The 16,269-nt window shown below is 70.9% G+C and carries 16 protein-coding genes; 11 read left to right on the top strand and 5 right to left on the bottom strand.

Annotated elements, in window-relative coordinates:
- Positions 1-11 precede the first annotated feature (11 nt).
- Positions 12-1,097, bottom strand: a complete 1,086-nt coding sequence (locus AB0I18_RS38220) for a hypothetical protein (protein ID WP_363110315.1) — start codon at positions 1,095-1,097, stop codon at positions 12-14.
- A gap of 10 nt (positions 1,098-1,107) precedes the next feature.
- On the bottom strand, positions 1,108-1,611 hold the full coding sequence (locus AB0I18_RS38215; RefSeq protein WP_363110314.1) for a DUF4365 domain-containing protein: 504 nt from the start codon (positions 1,609-1,611) through the stop codon (positions 1,108-1,110).
- 640 nt (positions 1,612-2,251) lie between these two features.
- Here AB0I18_RS38215 and AB0I18_RS38210 point away from each other — a divergent pair.
- Positions 2,252-2,542, top strand: coding sequence for a hypothetical protein (locus tag AB0I18_RS38210; RefSeq protein WP_363110313.1), 291 nt, complete (start codon positions 2,252-2,254; stop codon positions 2,540-2,542).
- On the opposite strand, the gene AB0I18_RS38205 is transcribed toward AB0I18_RS38210, so the two are convergent.
- The 3 genes from AB0I18_RS38205 to AB0I18_RS38195 form a co-directional block, all read right to left on the bottom strand.
- Entirely contained in the window at positions 2,536-2,880 is a 345-nt protein-coding gene (locus AB0I18_RS38205; protein WP_363110312.1) for a hypothetical protein, read from the bottom strand. The genes AB0I18_RS38210 and AB0I18_RS38205 overlap by 7 nt on opposite strands.
- A 42-nt stretch (positions 2,881-2,922) precedes the next feature.
- A complete protein-coding gene (locus AB0I18_RS38200; RefSeq protein WP_363110333.1) occupies positions 2,923-3,705 on the bottom strand; it encodes a DUF2637 domain-containing protein in 783 nt (260 codons plus the stop codon).
- 423 nt (positions 3,706-4,128) lie between these two features.
- Positions 4,129-4,275, bottom strand: coding sequence for a hypothetical protein (locus AB0I18_RS38195; RefSeq protein WP_363110311.1), 147 nt, complete (start codon positions 4,273-4,275; stop codon positions 4,129-4,131).
- Positions 4,276-4,731: 456 nt separating this feature from the next.
- Between AB0I18_RS38195 and AB0I18_RS38190 the strand changes: the two genes are divergently transcribed.
- The 10 genes from AB0I18_RS38190 to carA form a co-directional block, all read left to right on the top strand.
- On the top strand, positions 4,732-5,481 hold the full coding sequence (locus tag AB0I18_RS38190) for an SDR family oxidoreductase (RefSeq protein WP_363110310.1): 750 nt from the start codon (positions 4,732-4,734) through the stop codon (positions 5,479-5,481).
- A 102-nt stretch (positions 5,482-5,583) separates the two neighbouring features.
- A complete protein-coding gene (locus AB0I18_RS38185; protein WP_363110309.1) occupies positions 5,584-6,624 on the top strand; it encodes an Inducer of phenazine A in 1,041 nt (346 codons plus the stop codon).
- A 205-nt stretch (positions 6,625-6,829) separates the two neighbouring features.
- The gene (locus AB0I18_RS38180; RefSeq protein WP_363110308.1) at positions 6,830-9,088 is read left to right on the top strand and encodes an iron-containing redox enzyme family protein; all 2,259 of its coding nucleotides are present in this window, start codon (positions 6,830-6,832) and stop codon (positions 9,086-9,088) included.
- Positions 9,089-9,157: 69 nt separating this feature from the next.
- On the top strand, positions 9,158-10,996 hold the full coding sequence (locus tag AB0I18_RS38175) for a carbamoyltransferase (protein WP_363110307.1): 1,839 nt from the start codon (positions 9,158-9,160) through the stop codon (positions 10,994-10,996).
- 57 nt (positions 10,997-11,053) lie between these two features.
- Entirely contained in the window at positions 11,054-11,203 is a 150-nt protein-coding gene (locus AB0I18_RS38170) for a hypothetical protein (RefSeq protein WP_363110306.1), read from the top strand.
- Between the two features lie 45 nt (positions 11,204-11,248).
- The gene (locus AB0I18_RS38165) at positions 11,249-12,202 is read left to right on the top strand and encodes a TauD/TfdA family dioxygenase (RefSeq protein ID WP_363110305.1); all 954 of its coding nucleotides are present in this window, start codon (positions 11,249-11,251) and stop codon (positions 12,200-12,202) included.
- 41 nt (positions 12,203-12,243) lie between these two features.
- On the top strand, positions 12,244-13,497 hold the full coding sequence (locus tag AB0I18_RS38160; protein ID WP_363110304.1) for an ATP-grasp domain-containing protein: 1,254 nt from the start codon (positions 12,244-12,246) through the stop codon (positions 13,495-13,497).
- Positions 13,498-13,623: 126 nt separating this feature from the next.
- Positions 13,624-13,914 carry a hypothetical protein gene (locus AB0I18_RS38155; RefSeq protein ID WP_363110303.1) on the top strand — a complete coding sequence of 97 codons (291 nt, stop codon included), beginning with the start codon at positions 13,624-13,626 and terminating at the stop codon, positions 13,912-13,914.
- On the top strand, positions 13,911-15,182 hold the full coding sequence (locus tag AB0I18_RS38150; protein ID WP_363110302.1) for a biotin carboxylase: 1,272 nt from the start codon (positions 13,911-13,913) through the stop codon (positions 15,180-15,182). Before AB0I18_RS38155 ends, AB0I18_RS38150 begins: the two co-directional genes overlap by 4 nt.
- Positions 15,179-16,269, top strand: a 1,091-nt coding sequence (gene carA / locus AB0I18_RS38145; protein WP_363110301.1) for a glutamine-hydrolyzing carbamoyl-phosphate synthase small subunit, incomplete at its 3' end; no start/stop codon positions are given. The genes AB0I18_RS38150 and carA, both read left to right, overlap by 4 nt.

The following is a 16,269-nucleotide window of genomic DNA, read 5'->3' as shown; positions in this document are numbered from 1 at the left end:
CCGAAAGCCGTTCAGATGTCGAGCCCTGGCCCGGGCACCAGTTCCACCCGGCCGGTCGCGCTGGACAACTCGCCCGTCACGGTGACCTCCTGCTGCTCCCGATGCACGGTGATCGCCCGGTCGTACGAGGCCTGGTCCGGAAGCCGCACCCAGACGGCCCGCCGGACCAGTTCGGCGTGCTCGGTGCGCAACTCGCCGCGGATCTTGATCCGCCACCGGTCGTTGCCGGCCGCGTCGTCGTGCAGTCCCTCGACCACGCCGGAGAGCGTCGCGGCACCGGTGGCGTTGAGGTCACGAAGCCGGTTGGCCGCCGCCGACAGAAGCGATCCCGAGGTCTCGGGGAATGCGACGACGTGGGACGGCGCGTCGAGTGGCTGCGAGCGCGCCCACCGGAAGGTGATCTCGAACGGCTCGCTCCGGTCGGAGCCGGAAAGCTCGCTGAGCGCCTTGCAGAGATCCGCCGAGACGCCGGCCGTGACGGTTTCGTCGAATGCCGCGGGCTCGTCCGCCGCTACGGCCGCCCGGGCGGCGCTCACCGCTTCATGCATCTGAACCAGCACGGTCCGGCCGGCGATCTGCTCTCCACTCGGGGCCTGAGCCGTCGTATCCGCCGGCACCCGGGTCTCCACGACGTAGCTTCCGGCTTTGGAGGGGCCGAGTTCGGCCGCACGCAGGAGGTCACCCACCACGCCCGGTGCCCGGCCGACGAAGGAGAAGTGCGGACCCTGCACGACGGTGCGCGTCGCCGCACTCAGGAGGTTGCGGACACCCACCACGGCCTGCGCACCTAAGAGGAGCGACGTGTAACCCGGGTCGTGCCCCGTGGGAAACGTCCGGAAATACTGCTTGTCCAGCTGCGGGCGGGCGATCTCCAGGGCGATGTCGCCCGCCGGTCGGTCCTCCACCGCGGACAGACAGCGAAGGATCTCCCGGACCCGGCGCTCGTTGTCCCCCATGCCGTCGCGAGCAGGCACCAACACCTCGTAGTCGCCTGCGTGTTGCCACACACTCGCCCCGCGCCAGCCTTGCGGGTCCCGCTCCCAGCCCGTCTCGGCCAGATAGCCGGCGATGTCATCGACCTTCAGCGGAATCGTCATCCCGGTTCCCCTACCAGTCCGACTGGGTCTCGGTGAGCCGGCGCAGCGAAGAGGCGGTGAGCACGTTCGCTGTCGGAACCCTGACCGAACGTATTCGCTCACGATCAGGATCCTTGATCGGCTCCTCAGAACGAAGCGAGACGAAGTAGCCCAAGTGACGGAGCATGACGCCCTCGGTCGTCATGGCCGCGTACTCCTCCTTGTCCGCGGGGACGCAGATGACGAACAAGAACCGGGGAACGGTGAAGTCGGGGCCGGCGAGCCTATTGAACTGCCACTCATTGAGCCCGCGGTAGTTCAGATGACCGGACGATCCGGACGGCTTCGACCATGTCTTGATCTGAGCTTCAATGGTGGGTGACTGCCTCCGTCCGTACCGACCGGTGGCACGGAATCCGAGATCGATCCCATCCGCGTCGAGATCGTCCTGCGAAACGATCAACCCTGCCGCGGAGGCAAGCACACGGACATAGTCCTCGCCGAACTTGCCCTGATGCTGCTTCGCGTCGAGCACGAAAGCCCCCAATGTCCCCCTACTGCGGCACACAGCAGGAGGAATCGTACGGGACGCGCCAACGACTGTCAGGGCCCCATATCGGCCCTTCCGACAGGCCTGCGAAACGATGGTCGGCAGGCAGCTGTTCATCCCTGATGCGATGTTGGGGCGGGCCTCCCGCCCCGACCGGGTACGGACGATGCTGTGGTTGCCGCATCTGGCTCGTTCTCCCGTTCCGGGAAGTCAGGGGGCCTTGATGTGCCGCCTGTCCGTGCCCGTGGTCACCGCCCACGGTGCATTCGGAGCCACCACCCTCGTCCTGATGCTCCTCGCGGCCGTCCAACCCTCGCGCCCGCTCGCTGCGCTCCGGGAGACTTGGTCGTCATCGCGCCGGATGCGGTGCACTGGGTGGAGAACGGCGTCGGCACCGAGCCGGTGCGGAGATGTTCGTCGCGCACGGCACGCCAGCCGCTCCCGAAGGGGCGCCTACAACGCCCCCGCCCTGTGGGTGTGGTCACCCCAACCGGTACACGAACCACCGATCCCCAAGTGGATATACGGCGCCCCCACCCAGAAACCGCCGGCCGACCAAGGCTCCCGGACCGGGGGCACCGTCAGCACCCATCCGCAGACGAACCGCACCTACGTGCTACGCGGCATGCTCCTGCACGCCTGCAACCGGCGCATGTTCGGCAAACGCCGAAAAGGCATCACCAACGACTGCTGCCAGCCCCGAGCCAACAACCGCGGCCGACCCGACACCTATGCCGGCCACCCCAAAACCACCTACATCCGCGAGGATCTCCTGCTGGACGCGCTCGCCGCTTCTACACCAACCATGTGCTCCGCCCCCCACCGGCCCGATCTGCTGGGCACCACCCTCGGACGCGCCCAACACCGCAACGCCACCCACGCCAAGGCGAACGCGACCGGCTGCACCTCCTACTGAACGATGTCTCCCGCCGCCAGCACAATCTCCTGCAACAGGCCCAGAACTGCCCCGCCGACGACCCCTACGCCACCGCCCTCCGCCACATCTACAACGACCTGGAAGACCAGCGGGTCAACGCCCTCGGCGCGCTCCGAACTCTCAGCACGGCCACCCCTACCTAGACAACCGACAACCTCGCCGAGCTTCTGGACGCCCTCCCCTACCTGGCCCGCCATCTCGCAGACGCCCCCGAACAGCTGCAACGACGCCTGTTCGAAACCACCCAACTCACCGCCCGCCTGCACACGGACAGCGACCACGTCTCCTTCCAGATCACCTTGCCGGAGCAGCACCACCCGACCCGGATCTCCGCCGCCCTCACGGATGCCGTCCCGTGCTCATGAGTGGCTGCGCCGTCCGCTCACGCGCGCCCCATCCACCGTTTCCGAAATCCGGCCGGTCCGGCGCCAACGGGCCAGCACGGTCCGCCCGTAGTTGTTCGTACCCGCCACCCGATCCAGCTCCGCGCCACTGGCCGCACGACCGGCAGCCAGCTCCTTCCGGAAGTGCTCCCACATCACCTCCTCCGCCGTCGTGGTCGCCCCAGCTGCAGACCGCGACGAACCATCACTCACGGGCCGAGCCTCTGGGTGCCCTGGCGCGTCACCGCCTGTCGGCTCTCGGCTGGCGCGGCCCGTCTCTCGCCGCACAGTCTCGGTCTCGTCTCGCTCCGCCAGGTCTCCCCGACGACCATCCGCTCCCCTCATCTCTCGGTCTCGCCGCGAGGCGCCCTCTCCCCGAGTCTCGCCGCACAGCTGCGACGGACCTTCCGGACTCTCGCCGTGGTCACGAACGGCGGGACGGTGCACCAGCAACTCCACCGACAACAACAAAGCGACCGGAGGCCAGCCCGCCACCAACACCGGCCGCCAGGCCAGCGCCGGAGCGGCCGCCACATTCGCCGCCAGTGACACCGCGATCCCGAGAAGAAAGGCCAGCCACACCACAGTCCGCGCCCGACGCCCCACATTCCGGGACGAGTTCAGCAACCTCACCGTCGCCAACAGCAAGAGACCATCCACCGACAACGGCCACAGCGTGGCGCTCACCGCATCCGCCCCACCCTGCAGGGCGAACTCCCGCTGATGCACGTACGAGGCATACGCGGCCACCGACGCCACCACCAACGCGCAGCCACGCCGCACCCACACCTCAAACCCGACACCAGCACCGGCACCGGCACCGGCACCGGCATTTGGAGAAGCGTCACGAAGGTCCGCAGACTCGTCGCGCGGTGTTTCGCCCCGGGCGCTCACTGGGAACCACTCCCACGACGACGCCGGGACACCTTCGACACCGCCACCGTCGCGGAAAGCCCCAGCTCACCGCGGCTCCGGGCCCGTACAGATGCTGTCGGTGCCCCGCCGGGGGCGCTCCGCTACTTTGCGTTTTCCGCAGGCCAAGACAGGCATCCGGCCCACTGATTCCCCTTCCGATGGCGCCGCCGCAGGTTCGAGCCATGCGGGGTGAACTCCGGCAAGCGTCCCCTCACGCACAGTGACTTCGAGGGGCCGAAACACCCGCCCAGCCCGGCGGTGCGTCGCTCAAGTGTCGCGCTGTGGCGAAGGCGTGCCCTCCTGCCCGTCGGGCTCCCGGTCGGCTTCCCGATGGTGCTCGGCAACCCGGAGCACCACGTCCCGGGTCACCGCGGCCTGCTGCCGGGCCAGTTCCTCACCCTCGGGCCCATCCACGACACAGATCTCGAAGCGGAAGGCGAGGACGCGTTACAGCCGTCCGCCACCCAGCGGACACGTGTCCTTCTCCTGGTTCAGGCAGGGCAGTTGTCAGGTCATCAGGCCTGCGGGATCACCCGTCGTCCTCGTAGCGATGGTCGCCTCGGTCATGGCGCCGCCGATCCTGCGCCGTGCCACGAGCCGCGTCGCCCGGACACCCCCGACCTCAAGCGTGAACGCGGGTACGCGGGTACGCGGCACAGCCCGTCGCGTCGTGACGTCGTAGAGGCAGGCAACCGAGCCTGCCCGGAGGGCCTGCTCGTTCCTTTTTGTCCGTCCTGCAGGTTCCCGCATTGCGGAGTTCCGAACAATGCGCACGGTTCAGTACGCCTCCCGCGTCGGGAAAGCTCTCACCGCACGAAGAAATTATCGACCTGTGCGGAATTCCGGACGAGGGAAAAGGTGGTGGCGCTGGTGGCCGGAATAGCCGTGGTGACCGGGGCGAGCAGCGGAATCGGCGCGGCGACGGCGCACCGGCTGGCGAAGGACGGTTTCGACGTGGTGGCCGTGGCACGGCGTGCGGAGCGGCTGCACCGGCTGGCAGCGGAGACCGGCATACGGCCGTACGTCCTCGACGTCACCGACGACGCGGGCGTACGACGGTTCGCCGCCGAACTCGGCTCCTGCGACGTCCTGGTGAACAACGCGGGAGGCGCCCTGGGCGCGGACCCCGTGGCCGAGGCGGACGCCGCGGACTGGGAGCGGATGTACTCCGTGAACGTGCTGGGCACCCTCCGCATGACCCAGGCCCTGCTCCCGCTGCTGAGGGCCGGCCGCGGCGGCACCATCGTCACCGTGACCTCCACCGCGGCCTTCACCGCCTACGAGGGAGGCGGCGGCTACAGCGCCGCCAAGCACGCCGAGCGCGCTCTCGCCGAGACCCTGCGGCTGGAGCTGTGCGGCGAGCCCGTCCGGGTGGTCGAGGTGGCGCCCGGGATGGTCAGGACCGAGGAGTTCGCCCTCAACCGGATGCGCGGTGACGCCCAACGGGCCGCAGCGGTCTACGAAGGCGTCGATCGCCCCCTCACCGCGGACGATGTCGCCGAGTGCGTGGCGCTGGCCGTCGGCCTGCCCCAGCACGTCAACGTCGATCAGCTCGTGGTCCGGCCGCTGGCCCAGGCGGCCCAGCACCAGCTGCACCGCGGGCCCTTGTTCAGGGACTGAGCGGTCAGCCCGACCTGTTCAGGGACTGAGCGGTCAGCCCGCCCTTCTCCGTCGATTCTCCCTTCCCGAGTTGTCCCTTCATGAGCCGAGGAGTGCGCCGACGTGAAGCTCCAGCGTGACGAACTGACCCCGCAGATGCAGGAGTACGCGCGATTCGACGACCGCGGCGAGGCCCGCTACCTGCCGTACCTCATGTACTTCCACCGGGCCGACTACCGGTCATCCGTCATCAACACGGACCGAGCGGGCTTCCGCCTCTCGCACGGCCCGGACGGCCGGACGGCCTCCGCGGCGGGGCGCGTGCCCGCCGGTCCGGTGCGCCTGATATCCGGCAGTTCCACCGTGCTCGGCATCGGCGCCACCAGTGACGCCACCACGCTCGCCTCCCAGCTGTGGCGCAAACACGCCCCGTCCGTGCCCTGGCTCAACTTCGGCGGCCGCTGCTACAACTCGACGCAGGAACTGCTGCTGTTCGCCCTCTACCGCCATCTGCTGCCCGAGATCGACGAGATCGTGGTCTTCTCCGGGCTCAACGACCTCACGGTCGGCAGGCTGCCCGAGTGGCAGCAGGGCGACCACGGCGCGTTCTGGTTCTGCGGCGAGTACTTCGACAAGATGGAGGAACTCCGCGAGAGCAACCGCAGGGCCGCTGCCTCCGGCAAGCTCATCGGCCGCCGCACCGAGCGCCGCCGCACCATCTCCACGCACGACGACGTCCGCCGCGACGTCCTCGCGGTCATCGACGCCGCCGCCGACCTGACCCTCCGTCACCTGGACAGCTGGCGGCGGCTGGCCGGGCCGGCCGCCCGGCTGACGTACGTACTGCAGCCGATGGCGCTGTGGATGCGGGACCGGCACGCACCCCAGGAGCGGCTGCTCTTCGACGAGATCGACCGCATCTCGAAGCTGGGCACCTGGGAGGCGCTCTACGGCGACATCTCCCGCAAGGAGGTGGCCCGCGCCTTCTCCGAGAAGTTGAGCGCCGGCTGCGAGAAGCTCGGGATCGGCTACGTCGACCTCAACCCGATCGTCGCCGAGGCGGTCACCGAGCGGGACTGGATCTACGTGGACCGGGCGCACTACACCGACCACGGCTACGACCTGGTGGCCCGCGTCCTGGCCGAGACCCTGGGCATTTCCTGAATTCCCCGCTCCGGCTTTTCCGTGTCACCCACCCCATTTCCGGATTTCCGATTTCCGAGAGCAGGCGATTGCCCGATGTCCCTTCTGCGAAAGATCGCGGACCTGGTGTTCCGGCGCAAGAAGCGCGCCAACCGAAAGAACGACGCATCCATCTATCCCATGTTCTGAGCGGCCGACGAGAAACAGGCCTACCGAAAGGAGAAGGATGCACAGCCACACGGCAGCCGCCCCGGCGACGCCGCCCCCGCACTCCCAGCCACCCGGCGACGGCGGACCCGCCCGAGCCGTGTACTCCCACGCCGCCGACCCGGAGGCCTCGGTGCCGGACGGCAGGTTCGTCGAGGAGGTCCGCGCCGAGCTGCGCCGCACGGACGTCGGGGCGGCCCCCCTCGACGACCTTGTCCGGCAAACCGCCGACTGGGCGGCCGCCGAGAGCGAGCGGTTCACGGACCTGCTCGGTCCGGAGCACCAGGACGGCCGCCCGGCCGGACACCAGGAGGTGCTGGTGCGCCGTGCCGTGCTCGGCTGCGCCCCGCTCTCCCTCGTCTCCGGCGCCTGGCTCCAGTGGCTGAGCGCTCCCGGCAACGCCGAGGTCCCGGTGGTCCTGCGGATCCTCGCGCTGTACGCAGCCGACGTGGGCGCCGGACACCCGCACGCCTCCCGGGGCAGCGCCTTCCTGGAGCTGCTGCGCCGCCTGCGGCTCGCGGAGAACGCCGTACCGGCGGCCCGGCTCACCGGTGACCAGCGCATACCCGAAAGCGCGTTCCAGCTGCCGGGCCTGCTGCTGGCCATGAGCCGGCGGCCGGACGAGTTCCGCGGCGAACTCCTCGGCGCCGACCTGTGCCTGCGTACGGTCGGCCTGCTGCCGGCCCTGACGATGGTCCGGCGGGCCCGGCCGACGGAGGCCGACTGGGACGCCATCGACCCCTCCCTGCCGCGGGACGCCGAAGACGCCGGGAGCGTCGAAGATACGGCGCGGCCGGACCGGCAGTGCCGGGCCCTGGTCGACGAGCTGGTCGCCCAGGACGGCGACCGGGCCGCCGAGGCGGTGCGCCGGGGCTTCGCCTGGACGCTGGGCACACTGCGCGCATGGTCGGGGGGGTTGTACGCGGAGCTGGTCGCGGCCGGGGATCCGGCGTTCGACATGGCGGAACTGATGCGGCAGCGCTCCCGTGAAGGCGCCGTGTACCACCACCGGTTCCAGCTGGAGGGCAAGCCGCTGGCCGGCTGGCTCGCCGAGTGCCGCACCGACGCGGGGCCGCTGCTGGAGGCCCTGTCCCGCAGCAAGCTGGTCAAACCCGGCCGCGCCTCCGCCAGTGCCCTGGTACGGGGCCTGGTCGGCGAGCGGGGCCCGATGTTCCGGGTGTTCTCCCCCGAGGACCTGATCGTCATCCGCCGTTGGATCGACTCCCTGCCGACCGGACCCGGCGCCGAGGCCGGTACGAGGGGCACGGCCGACGCCGGGGCCGATGGTCGGTCCCGTACCGGTGCCCCGCTCGCTCTCCCGGCGGTCGCCGCTCCCACCGCCGTGGTGGCCGCCCTGCGCGCGGGCCACCGGGACCCGGGCCGTGCTCCCTCCGGTGTGCGGGAGGCCTACCACCTGCTGATGCGGCGCACCGACACCCCGGCGCTGCGGTCCTGGGCACAGCGGTACGTCGCCGGTTGGCTGGCCCGCTCCGGGCACGGCATGGACTCCTCGGCGATGCCCCTTCCCGAGCGCTGGGGACGCGAGGGGCTGCGGCCCTGGCTGCAGGCCCAGCACGACCGGCACGGGGCCGAGTTCGAGGAGAACGCGGAGGTTTCGCTGCCCTCCCGGGAGGCCGTCGTGGACGACACCGTGCAGACGGCGCCACTGACCCTGATCGACGGCAGCTGGCTGCAGGGCTTCACGGACTACGAGCAGGCGTCCTCGGCGATCGGGCACTCGCTCTTCGAGACGTACTGGGACGAACTCGGCAACGGCGAGCCGCGGTTGAACCATCCGCTCATCTACCGCGACGTCCTCAAGGAGATGGGCGTCGACCTGCCGCCCACCGACTCGGCGGAGTTCGCCCGCTGGCCCGGCTTCCGGGACGAGTCGTTCGAGCTGCCGGTGTACTGGCTGTGTGTCGGCCGTTTCCCGAGGACGTTCCTGCCCGAGGTGCTGGGGCTGAACCTGGCCATGGAGCTGTCGGGAGTCGGCGGCACCTACCGCAGGGCCCGGCTGGCGCTGAAGGCGTACGGGTTCAGCACCCGCTTCGTCGACATCCACAACACCATCGACAACGTCGCCACCGGTCACTCCGCGTGGGCGGCGGACGCGGTGGACACCCTGATGGCCGCGCTGCCCGAGAACCCCGGCCGCGGTGGCCGGGAGGAGACCTGGCGGCGGGTGCGGGTGGGCTACCGCTCGCTGAATCCGCCGAGCGGCGTGGGCGCCCGGCTGGCCGCCCGTCGCGGACGGCTCGCGGGCAGGCGGGGATGAGACGCGTCCCCGCGCGCAGGACCGAATCCGAACCCCATCCGCACACCCATTCCGTGGAGGAACGCAGCGGTGTCTGACCTGATCCTGGGAGTGTCGGCCTTCTATCACGACAGCGCGGCGGCGCTGATCGCCGACGGAGTACCTGTCGCAGCCGCCCAAGAGGAACGTTTCAGCAGGCGGCGGCACGACCCCGCCTTCCCCTCGTCCGCCGTTCGCTACTGCCTGGAGGAGGCCGGTGCGACCCTGAATGACGTCTCCGCCGTCGCCTACTACGAGGATCCCCGGCTGAAGTTCCGCCGGGTGCTGGCCACCTTCGCCGGCGCCGCCCCGGCCGGCTTCGCCTCCTTCCGCGACACGCTGCCCTCCTGGCTCGGTCCTGGCGGCAAGCTGCGCACGGCCGACCGGGTGCGCGCCGAGTTCGCCGCCCTGGACCTGGGCCGGGTGCCGGAGCTGTCCGTACGCCGTCACCACGAATCGCACGCCGTGTCGGCGTTCTTCCCCAGCCCCTACGAGTCCGCGGCCGTCCTGTGCATCGACGGCGTCGGCGAATGGGCCACCACCACCCTGTGGCACGGCCGCGGCACCGAGGTGACCCCGCTCGCCGAGATCCGCTTCCCGCACTCGCTGGGCCTGCTGTACTCGGCGTTCACCTACTTCTGCGGCTTCAAGGTCGACTCGGGCGAGTACAAGCTGATGGGCCTCGCCCCCTACGGCAGGCCGCGCTACGCCGACCTCATCCGCGAGAAGCTCATCGACATCAAGCCCGACGGCTCCTTCCGCCTCGACATGCGGTACTTCGCGTACCTGCGCGGCCAGGTGATGACCGGCCGGGGCTTCGAAAAACTCTTCGGCGGACCCCGGCGCTCCCCCGAAGGACCGCTCACCGCGCGGGAGTTCGACCTCGCGGCCTCGGTGCAGGCGGTCACCGAGGAGGTCGTGCTGCTGCTGGCACGGACCGCGCGCGAACGCACCGGCGAGTCCAGGCTCTGCCTGGCCGGCGGAGTCGCCCTCAACTGCGTCGCCAACGGCAAGATCATCGACGCCGGGATCTTCGACGAGGTGTGGATCCAGCCGGCCGCCGGCGACGCGGGCGGAGCACTCGGCGCGGCCCAGGCGGTCGCCATGGAACGCGGGGTGCGCCGCGACCACCCGGCCACCGGCCGCGACGCGATGAGCGGCTCGCTCCTCGGACCGGGCTACGACGACGAGGAGATCGCCGCCTACCTGGAGTCCCACGGCATCCCGCACCAGCGGCTGGACCCCGACACGCTCGCCAAGGAGGTCGCCGAGGGGCTCGCCGAGGGGAAGATCGTCGGCTGGTTCCAGGACCGGATGGAGTTCGGGCCGCGCGCCCTGGGCGCCCGCTCCATCATCGGCGACCCCCGCAACCCGGCCATGCAGTCCACCATGAACCTCAAGATCAAGTTTCGTGAGTCGTTCCGCCCGTTCGCGCCGGCGGTGCTGGCGGAGGACGCCACCGACTACTTCGACCTGCCGCAGGAGAGCCCGTACATGCTCGTGGTCTCCCAGGTCACGGCGGGCCAGCGGCTCGCTGCCGAGAGCGGCGGCGCGAGCGGCCTCGACCTGCTCAAGGTGCACCGGTCGACCATCCCCGCCGTCACCCACGTCGACCACTCCGCGCGGGTGCAGACAGTCACCGAGCACAGCAACCCGGCCTACCACCGGGTACTGACCGCCTTCAAGGCACGCACCGGCTGCCCGGTGCTGGTCAACACCTCCTTCAACGTGCGCGGCGAGCCCATCGTGAACACCCCTCACGACGCCTACACCTGCTTCATGCGCACCGACATCGACCTGCTGGCGCTCGGCAGCTTCCTGCTGGACAAGGGCGCCCAGCCCGCTTGGTCGGAGGAGCACGACTGGCGCACCGAGATCCCGCTCGACTGATCCCCGCCTCCCCAACCCCGGCGCCCGCCCGGGTGCGCCGGGAGATCGGACCCGCCCATGCGCACGTTCCTGCTCTTCCTCGTCTACTGCCTTGTCGTGACGCCGGTCGGCCTGCTCAGCCGGGTCGCAGGCGACCCCATGGCCCGCCGCCGCCACTCGGGCAACAAGACCTACTGGACCCCGCCGACCCCGTCGCAGGCCCGCTGAACGGTGCGCGGCACAGGAGTGACACAGACCGATGGGAGACAAACGATGACCAGCCTGCTCCAGTTCGCCCGGCACCGCATCGACGACAGCGTCCGGGATCTGCTGGACAAGGAGATATCGGAACGCGTCTCGGAGAGCCGGCTGGACTCCGATCTCGACGACGCGATCCTCGCCGGGATCGGCGCGTACGCGCTCAGCCGCCATCTGCCCGGTGACGTGCTGCAGAGCATCCAGGTGTTCACAGCGGCCGCGCGGCACGCGCTGGTCCTGTCCAACCTCCCGGCCCAGGACTTCCCCGACACTCCGGTGACCGGCTTCGGGGACGAACCCGAACTGGCCGTCACCAACGCCCTCCACCTGGGGCTGATCCGCCTGATCGGCTGCACCCCCTTCGCCGTCAGCTACGAGAACGACGGCCATCTCATCCGCAACGTCGTGCCGAACCCGGCCGCCTGCGGCACCACCAGCTCCTGGGGCGCGGACTCCGAGTTCTTCTGGCACTCCGACAACCCCCACCAGCCGTTCGGCAAGCCGGGCTCCGACCCCCGTCTCTACGCCCCGCCCTACCTGACCTTCTACGCCATACGCAACGAGGAGGAGGTCCCCACCGAGATCGCCGCGCTCGACGATGTCGTCGTACGCCTCGACGAGGACACCCGCCAGATCCTGCGGACAGCCGAGTTCGAGGTCGGCGCGCCCGACTCCAACGACGGGGAGGCCATCGGCCCCCTGCGCCACACCGCGGTTCTGGAGCCCGACGGCACGGGCCGCCACCGCGCCCGCTACGACCGGGGCACCACCAGGGGCGTCACGGTGCGGGCCCGCGCCGCCCTGGACCGTTGGAGCGACGCGCTCACCACGATCCCGGCCGCCGAACTCGTCCTGGACACCGGTGACTTCATGATCTTCGACAACCACCGGGTGCTGCACCGCCGCAAGGCCTTCGCCCCGCGCCCCGACGCCACGGCCCGCTGGCTGCGCCGCTGCTACGCCGCCTGAGCCCGGCCCGGTTCTTCCACGACCCGCACGAAGGGAACCCCATGAACAAGTACCGCGTGGCCGTCGTCGGTGGCCGCCCGGCCCCGATCGCCGGCGCCAAGGAGCTCGGCATCGATGTCGTCCTCGTCCACGAGGAGGGCGCCTACGACCCGGCCGTCGCCGAGCACTGCGAACGCATCGTGCACACCTCCATCGCCGACGGCCAGGCCGTCCTCGACGTCCTGAAGCCGCTGCACGCCGAGCGGCCGTTCGACCGCGTGCTCACCACCACCGAACCGGCCGCCGAATCCACCGGGTTCGTCGTGGACGCGCTCGGCCTGCCCGGCGTCACCGAGGCCACCGCCCGTGCGCTCAAGGACAAGGCGCTCACCCGCGAGCTGCTCGACAAGCACGGGCTGAGCCCCGTGCGCTACCGCAGGGTCCACAGCGCGGCCGAGATCACGGACTTCCGCGCCGAGACCGGGACACGGATCATCGTCAAGCCGGTGGACGGCGTGGCCAGCCTGCACATCCACCCGGTGGACACCCCCGAGGACGCCGAACGGGCCTGGCAGGCCCTGCAGGAGGCGGACACCAGCGGCATCATCGCCGAGGAGTACCTCGACGGCCCGGTCGTCAGCGTCGACTCCTTCTCCCACGAGGGCCGTCACCTGCCCATCGGCTACTCCGAGTACCGCATGAACGAGCGGTACGTCGAATGGGAGGTCAGCACCCCCAGCCGGTACGCCCGCCCCTGGCTCGCCGAGCTCCGCGAGCTCACGCCGAAGCTGCTGGACGCGGTGGGCCTGACCGAGGGCCCCTCGCACAGCGAGTTCGTCCTCACCGACCAGGGCCCCCGGGTCCTGGAGTCGCACGCCCGGCTGGCCGGCAGCGGCGCCCCCGAACTGGTCCGGCGCGCCTTCGGCCTGGACCTGAACCGGATGTTCCTCACCGTCCCGCTCGGCATCGACGAACTGCCCGCCACCTCGCCCGAGCCGCTGGGCGGCGCGGCCGTGCGGTTCTTCACCCCCGAGCCGGGCACGGTCACCGCCGTCGAGGTCGCCGAGGACGCGGCCGACGAGGTGCGCACGATCCCCGAGGGCGAGGTGCTGTACGTGTTCCTGCCCTACCTCGACGAGTTCCGGGACACCGAGGTGGCCGCAGTGATCGGCAAGAACGCCGGCGGGACCGTGCCGCCGCTGCTCACCGTCGCCGACTGCGTCTCCGGCTACGCGATCGCCTCCGGTCGCGACGCCGACGACGCCGTCGCCAGGTGCGAGGCGGTCAACGCCCGGATCCGCTTCGAGACGCGCTGACCGCACCGTCCGATTCCGCTGCTCCGCTTCGACCGGGCGGCCGGGCCCGCATGCGCCGGCGTGCCCGGCCGCCCGGCGTCGCTCGGTCCGCACCGACACCTGGGAATCCCTGGGAGGGAACCGCCCGTGAACCCGATCGCCTCCACCGTCCCGGTGAAGGGATCCGCACCGGACCCCATCACCCAGCTGAACTCCGCCCGACAGCTCGTCGAGGAGCGGTACACCGACGAGCAGCCGCTCATCCGGGCCGCGCTCCATCTGATCGACTGCGCGAGAGACATCGTCGCCGGTCTGCCCGAGCCCGACCTCGATGCCTGTCGCGACGCCCTCGGCTCCGCCCGCGCCGCCGTGGTCTCGGCGACGTTCGCCGTGGGCCGGGTCCGGGACCTGACCGTGTCCGGAACGGAGCGCGTATGAGCCGGCACATCGTCGTCGTCCACCGCTGGCGCGACCGGCACGCCCACTACGAGGACTACCTCGACCACCACGCCCACCGGGTCACCTACGTCACCACCGCCCTCGCACAGGACTCCGTGCCGTCCGCGGCCGCGGCCGCCCTGGTCGTCCCCGCCACCGACGACACGACGGCCGTCTGGCGGGCGGTGACCGAACTGAGCGCCCGTTTCGGCCCGCCCGACCGGGTGCTGGCCCTGAACGAAGGAGACCTGGACACGGCGGCCGTCATCCGCGAGCGCCTGGCCTGCGCCGGCCAGAGGCCGTTGCGACTCGCCCGGTTCCGCGACAAACTGATGATGAATCAGATCGTGTCGGGGGCGGGCGTACCGGTCCCCCGCTTCGCGGACGCCCCCGGCGAACAGGCCGTACGCGCCTTCGCCGACCGCCACGGCCTGCCCGTCGTGGTCAAGCCCCGCCGGGGCACGGCCAGCCGGGGTGTCGTACGGCTCGAATCCCCGGCGGATCTCCCGCGGCTGGGCAGCCTTCCGCCGGAACCGCGGCTGGTGCAGGAGTACTGCCCCGACGACATCGTCCACATCGACGGTCTGTGGACGGGCGACCGCCTGGGCCCCTGGCGGGCCTCCCGCTATCTCAACACCTGCGTCGACTTCACCCAGGGCCAGGCGCTCGGCTCCGTCGAGATCGACGACGCCGAACTCCTCGGCCCGCTGGGCGAGTTCACCGCTCGGGTCGCGGGCGCACTCAGCTCCGATCCCTGGGTGTTCCACCTGGAGGCGTTCGTCGGCACCTCAGCCGACGGCCGGCCCCGCATCCGCTTCCTGGAGGCGGGCTACCGGGTCGGCGGCGCGGAGATCCCGTTCGTCTGGCGGGAGGTGCACGGCATCGACCTGATGGCGGCGGCTGCGGCCATCCAGCTGGGCCGGGTCCCCGACCTCCCCGTACCCGAGCGGTGGCGTACCGGAGGCTGGCTGCTGGTGCCGTCCCCGGTGCCGCCCCCCTGCCGGGTGACCGCCCACGAACTGCCGACCCCGCAGGACCCTTCCGAGGCGCCGTACGCCGCGGTCGTCCCCGCCGTCGGCCAGGTCATCCCCCGCGTCGGAGGATACGAGCACGTCGGCGCCCGCTTCCGCTTCCGCGGCGACTCCAGCGGCGAGGTCGAGAAGGCCGTCCTGCGTACGGCGGCCCAGCTCCGCCTGGAGTGCGCTCCCGCCTTCGGGCCCCCTGCCCACAGCGGCGGCGGCCGCCCGGCGTGCGGACTGGACCGGTGACCGCGGTACTCGTCCTGGAGGACGGCCGGATCTTCCGCGGCCGCGCCTACGGGGCCGCGGGGGTGGCCTTCGGAGAAGCGGTGTTCTGCACGGGCATGACCGGTTATCAGGAGACGCTGACGGACCCGTCGTACGACCGCCAGATCGTGGTGGCCACCTCCCCGCAGATCGGGAACACCGGCTGGAACGACGAGGACGACGAGTCGGCCCGCATCTGGGTGGCCGGGTACGTGGTCCGCGATCCCGCGCGCGTGCCGTCCAACTGGCGCTCCCGGCGCTCGCTGGACGAGGAACTGGCCGAGCAGGGTGTCGTCGGCATCTCGGGCATCGACACGCGCGCGTTGACGCGGCACCTGCGGGAGAGCGGCGCCATGCGTGCCGGGGTCTTCTCGGGCGAGGCGATCGCTGCCGAGGCGGAACTCCTCGCCCGCGTGCGGGAACAGCCGCACATGAAGGGCGCGAATCTGTGCGAGGAGGTGGCCACCAAGGAGGCGTACGTCGTCCCGGCCGTCGGTGAGAAGAAGTACACCGTCGCCGCCGTGGACCTCGGCATCAAGGGCATGACCCCGCACCGTATGGCCGAGCGCGGCATCGAGGTGCATGTGCTGCCCGCCACCGCGACGGTCGAGGAGATCTACGCGGTCGAGCCGGACGGCGTGTTCTTCTCGAACGGCCCGGGCGACCCGGAGGCCGCCGACCACCCCGTCTCCGTGATGCGGGCGGTGCTTGAGCGCGGCACGCCGCTGTTCGGCATCTGCTTCGGCCAGCAAATCCTCGGCCGCGCGCTCGGCTTCGGCACGTACAAGCTGAAGTACGGCCACCGGGGCATCAACCAGCCGGTGCAGGACCGGACGACCGGGAAGGTCGAGGTCACTGCGCACAACCACGGGTTCGCCGTCGACGCCCCGCTCGAAGGCGTCTCGGAGACCCCCTTCGGACGCGCCGAGGTCTCGCACGTCTGCCTGAACGACGGTGTGGTGGAGGGGCTCCGACTGCTGGACCGGCCGGCCTTCAGCGTCCAGTACCACCCCGAGGCGGCAGCGGGCCCGCACGACGCCGCCTACCTGTTCGACCGCTTCACGTCTTT

Source organism: Streptomyces sp. NPDC050704, assembly GCF_040654355.1.
GTDB lineage: Bacteria > Actinomycetota > Actinomycetes > Streptomycetales > Streptomycetaceae > Streptomyces.
The sequence above is the reverse complement of the archived record's forward strand: the minus strand, read 5'-3'. Positions and strand labels throughout refer to the sequence as shown.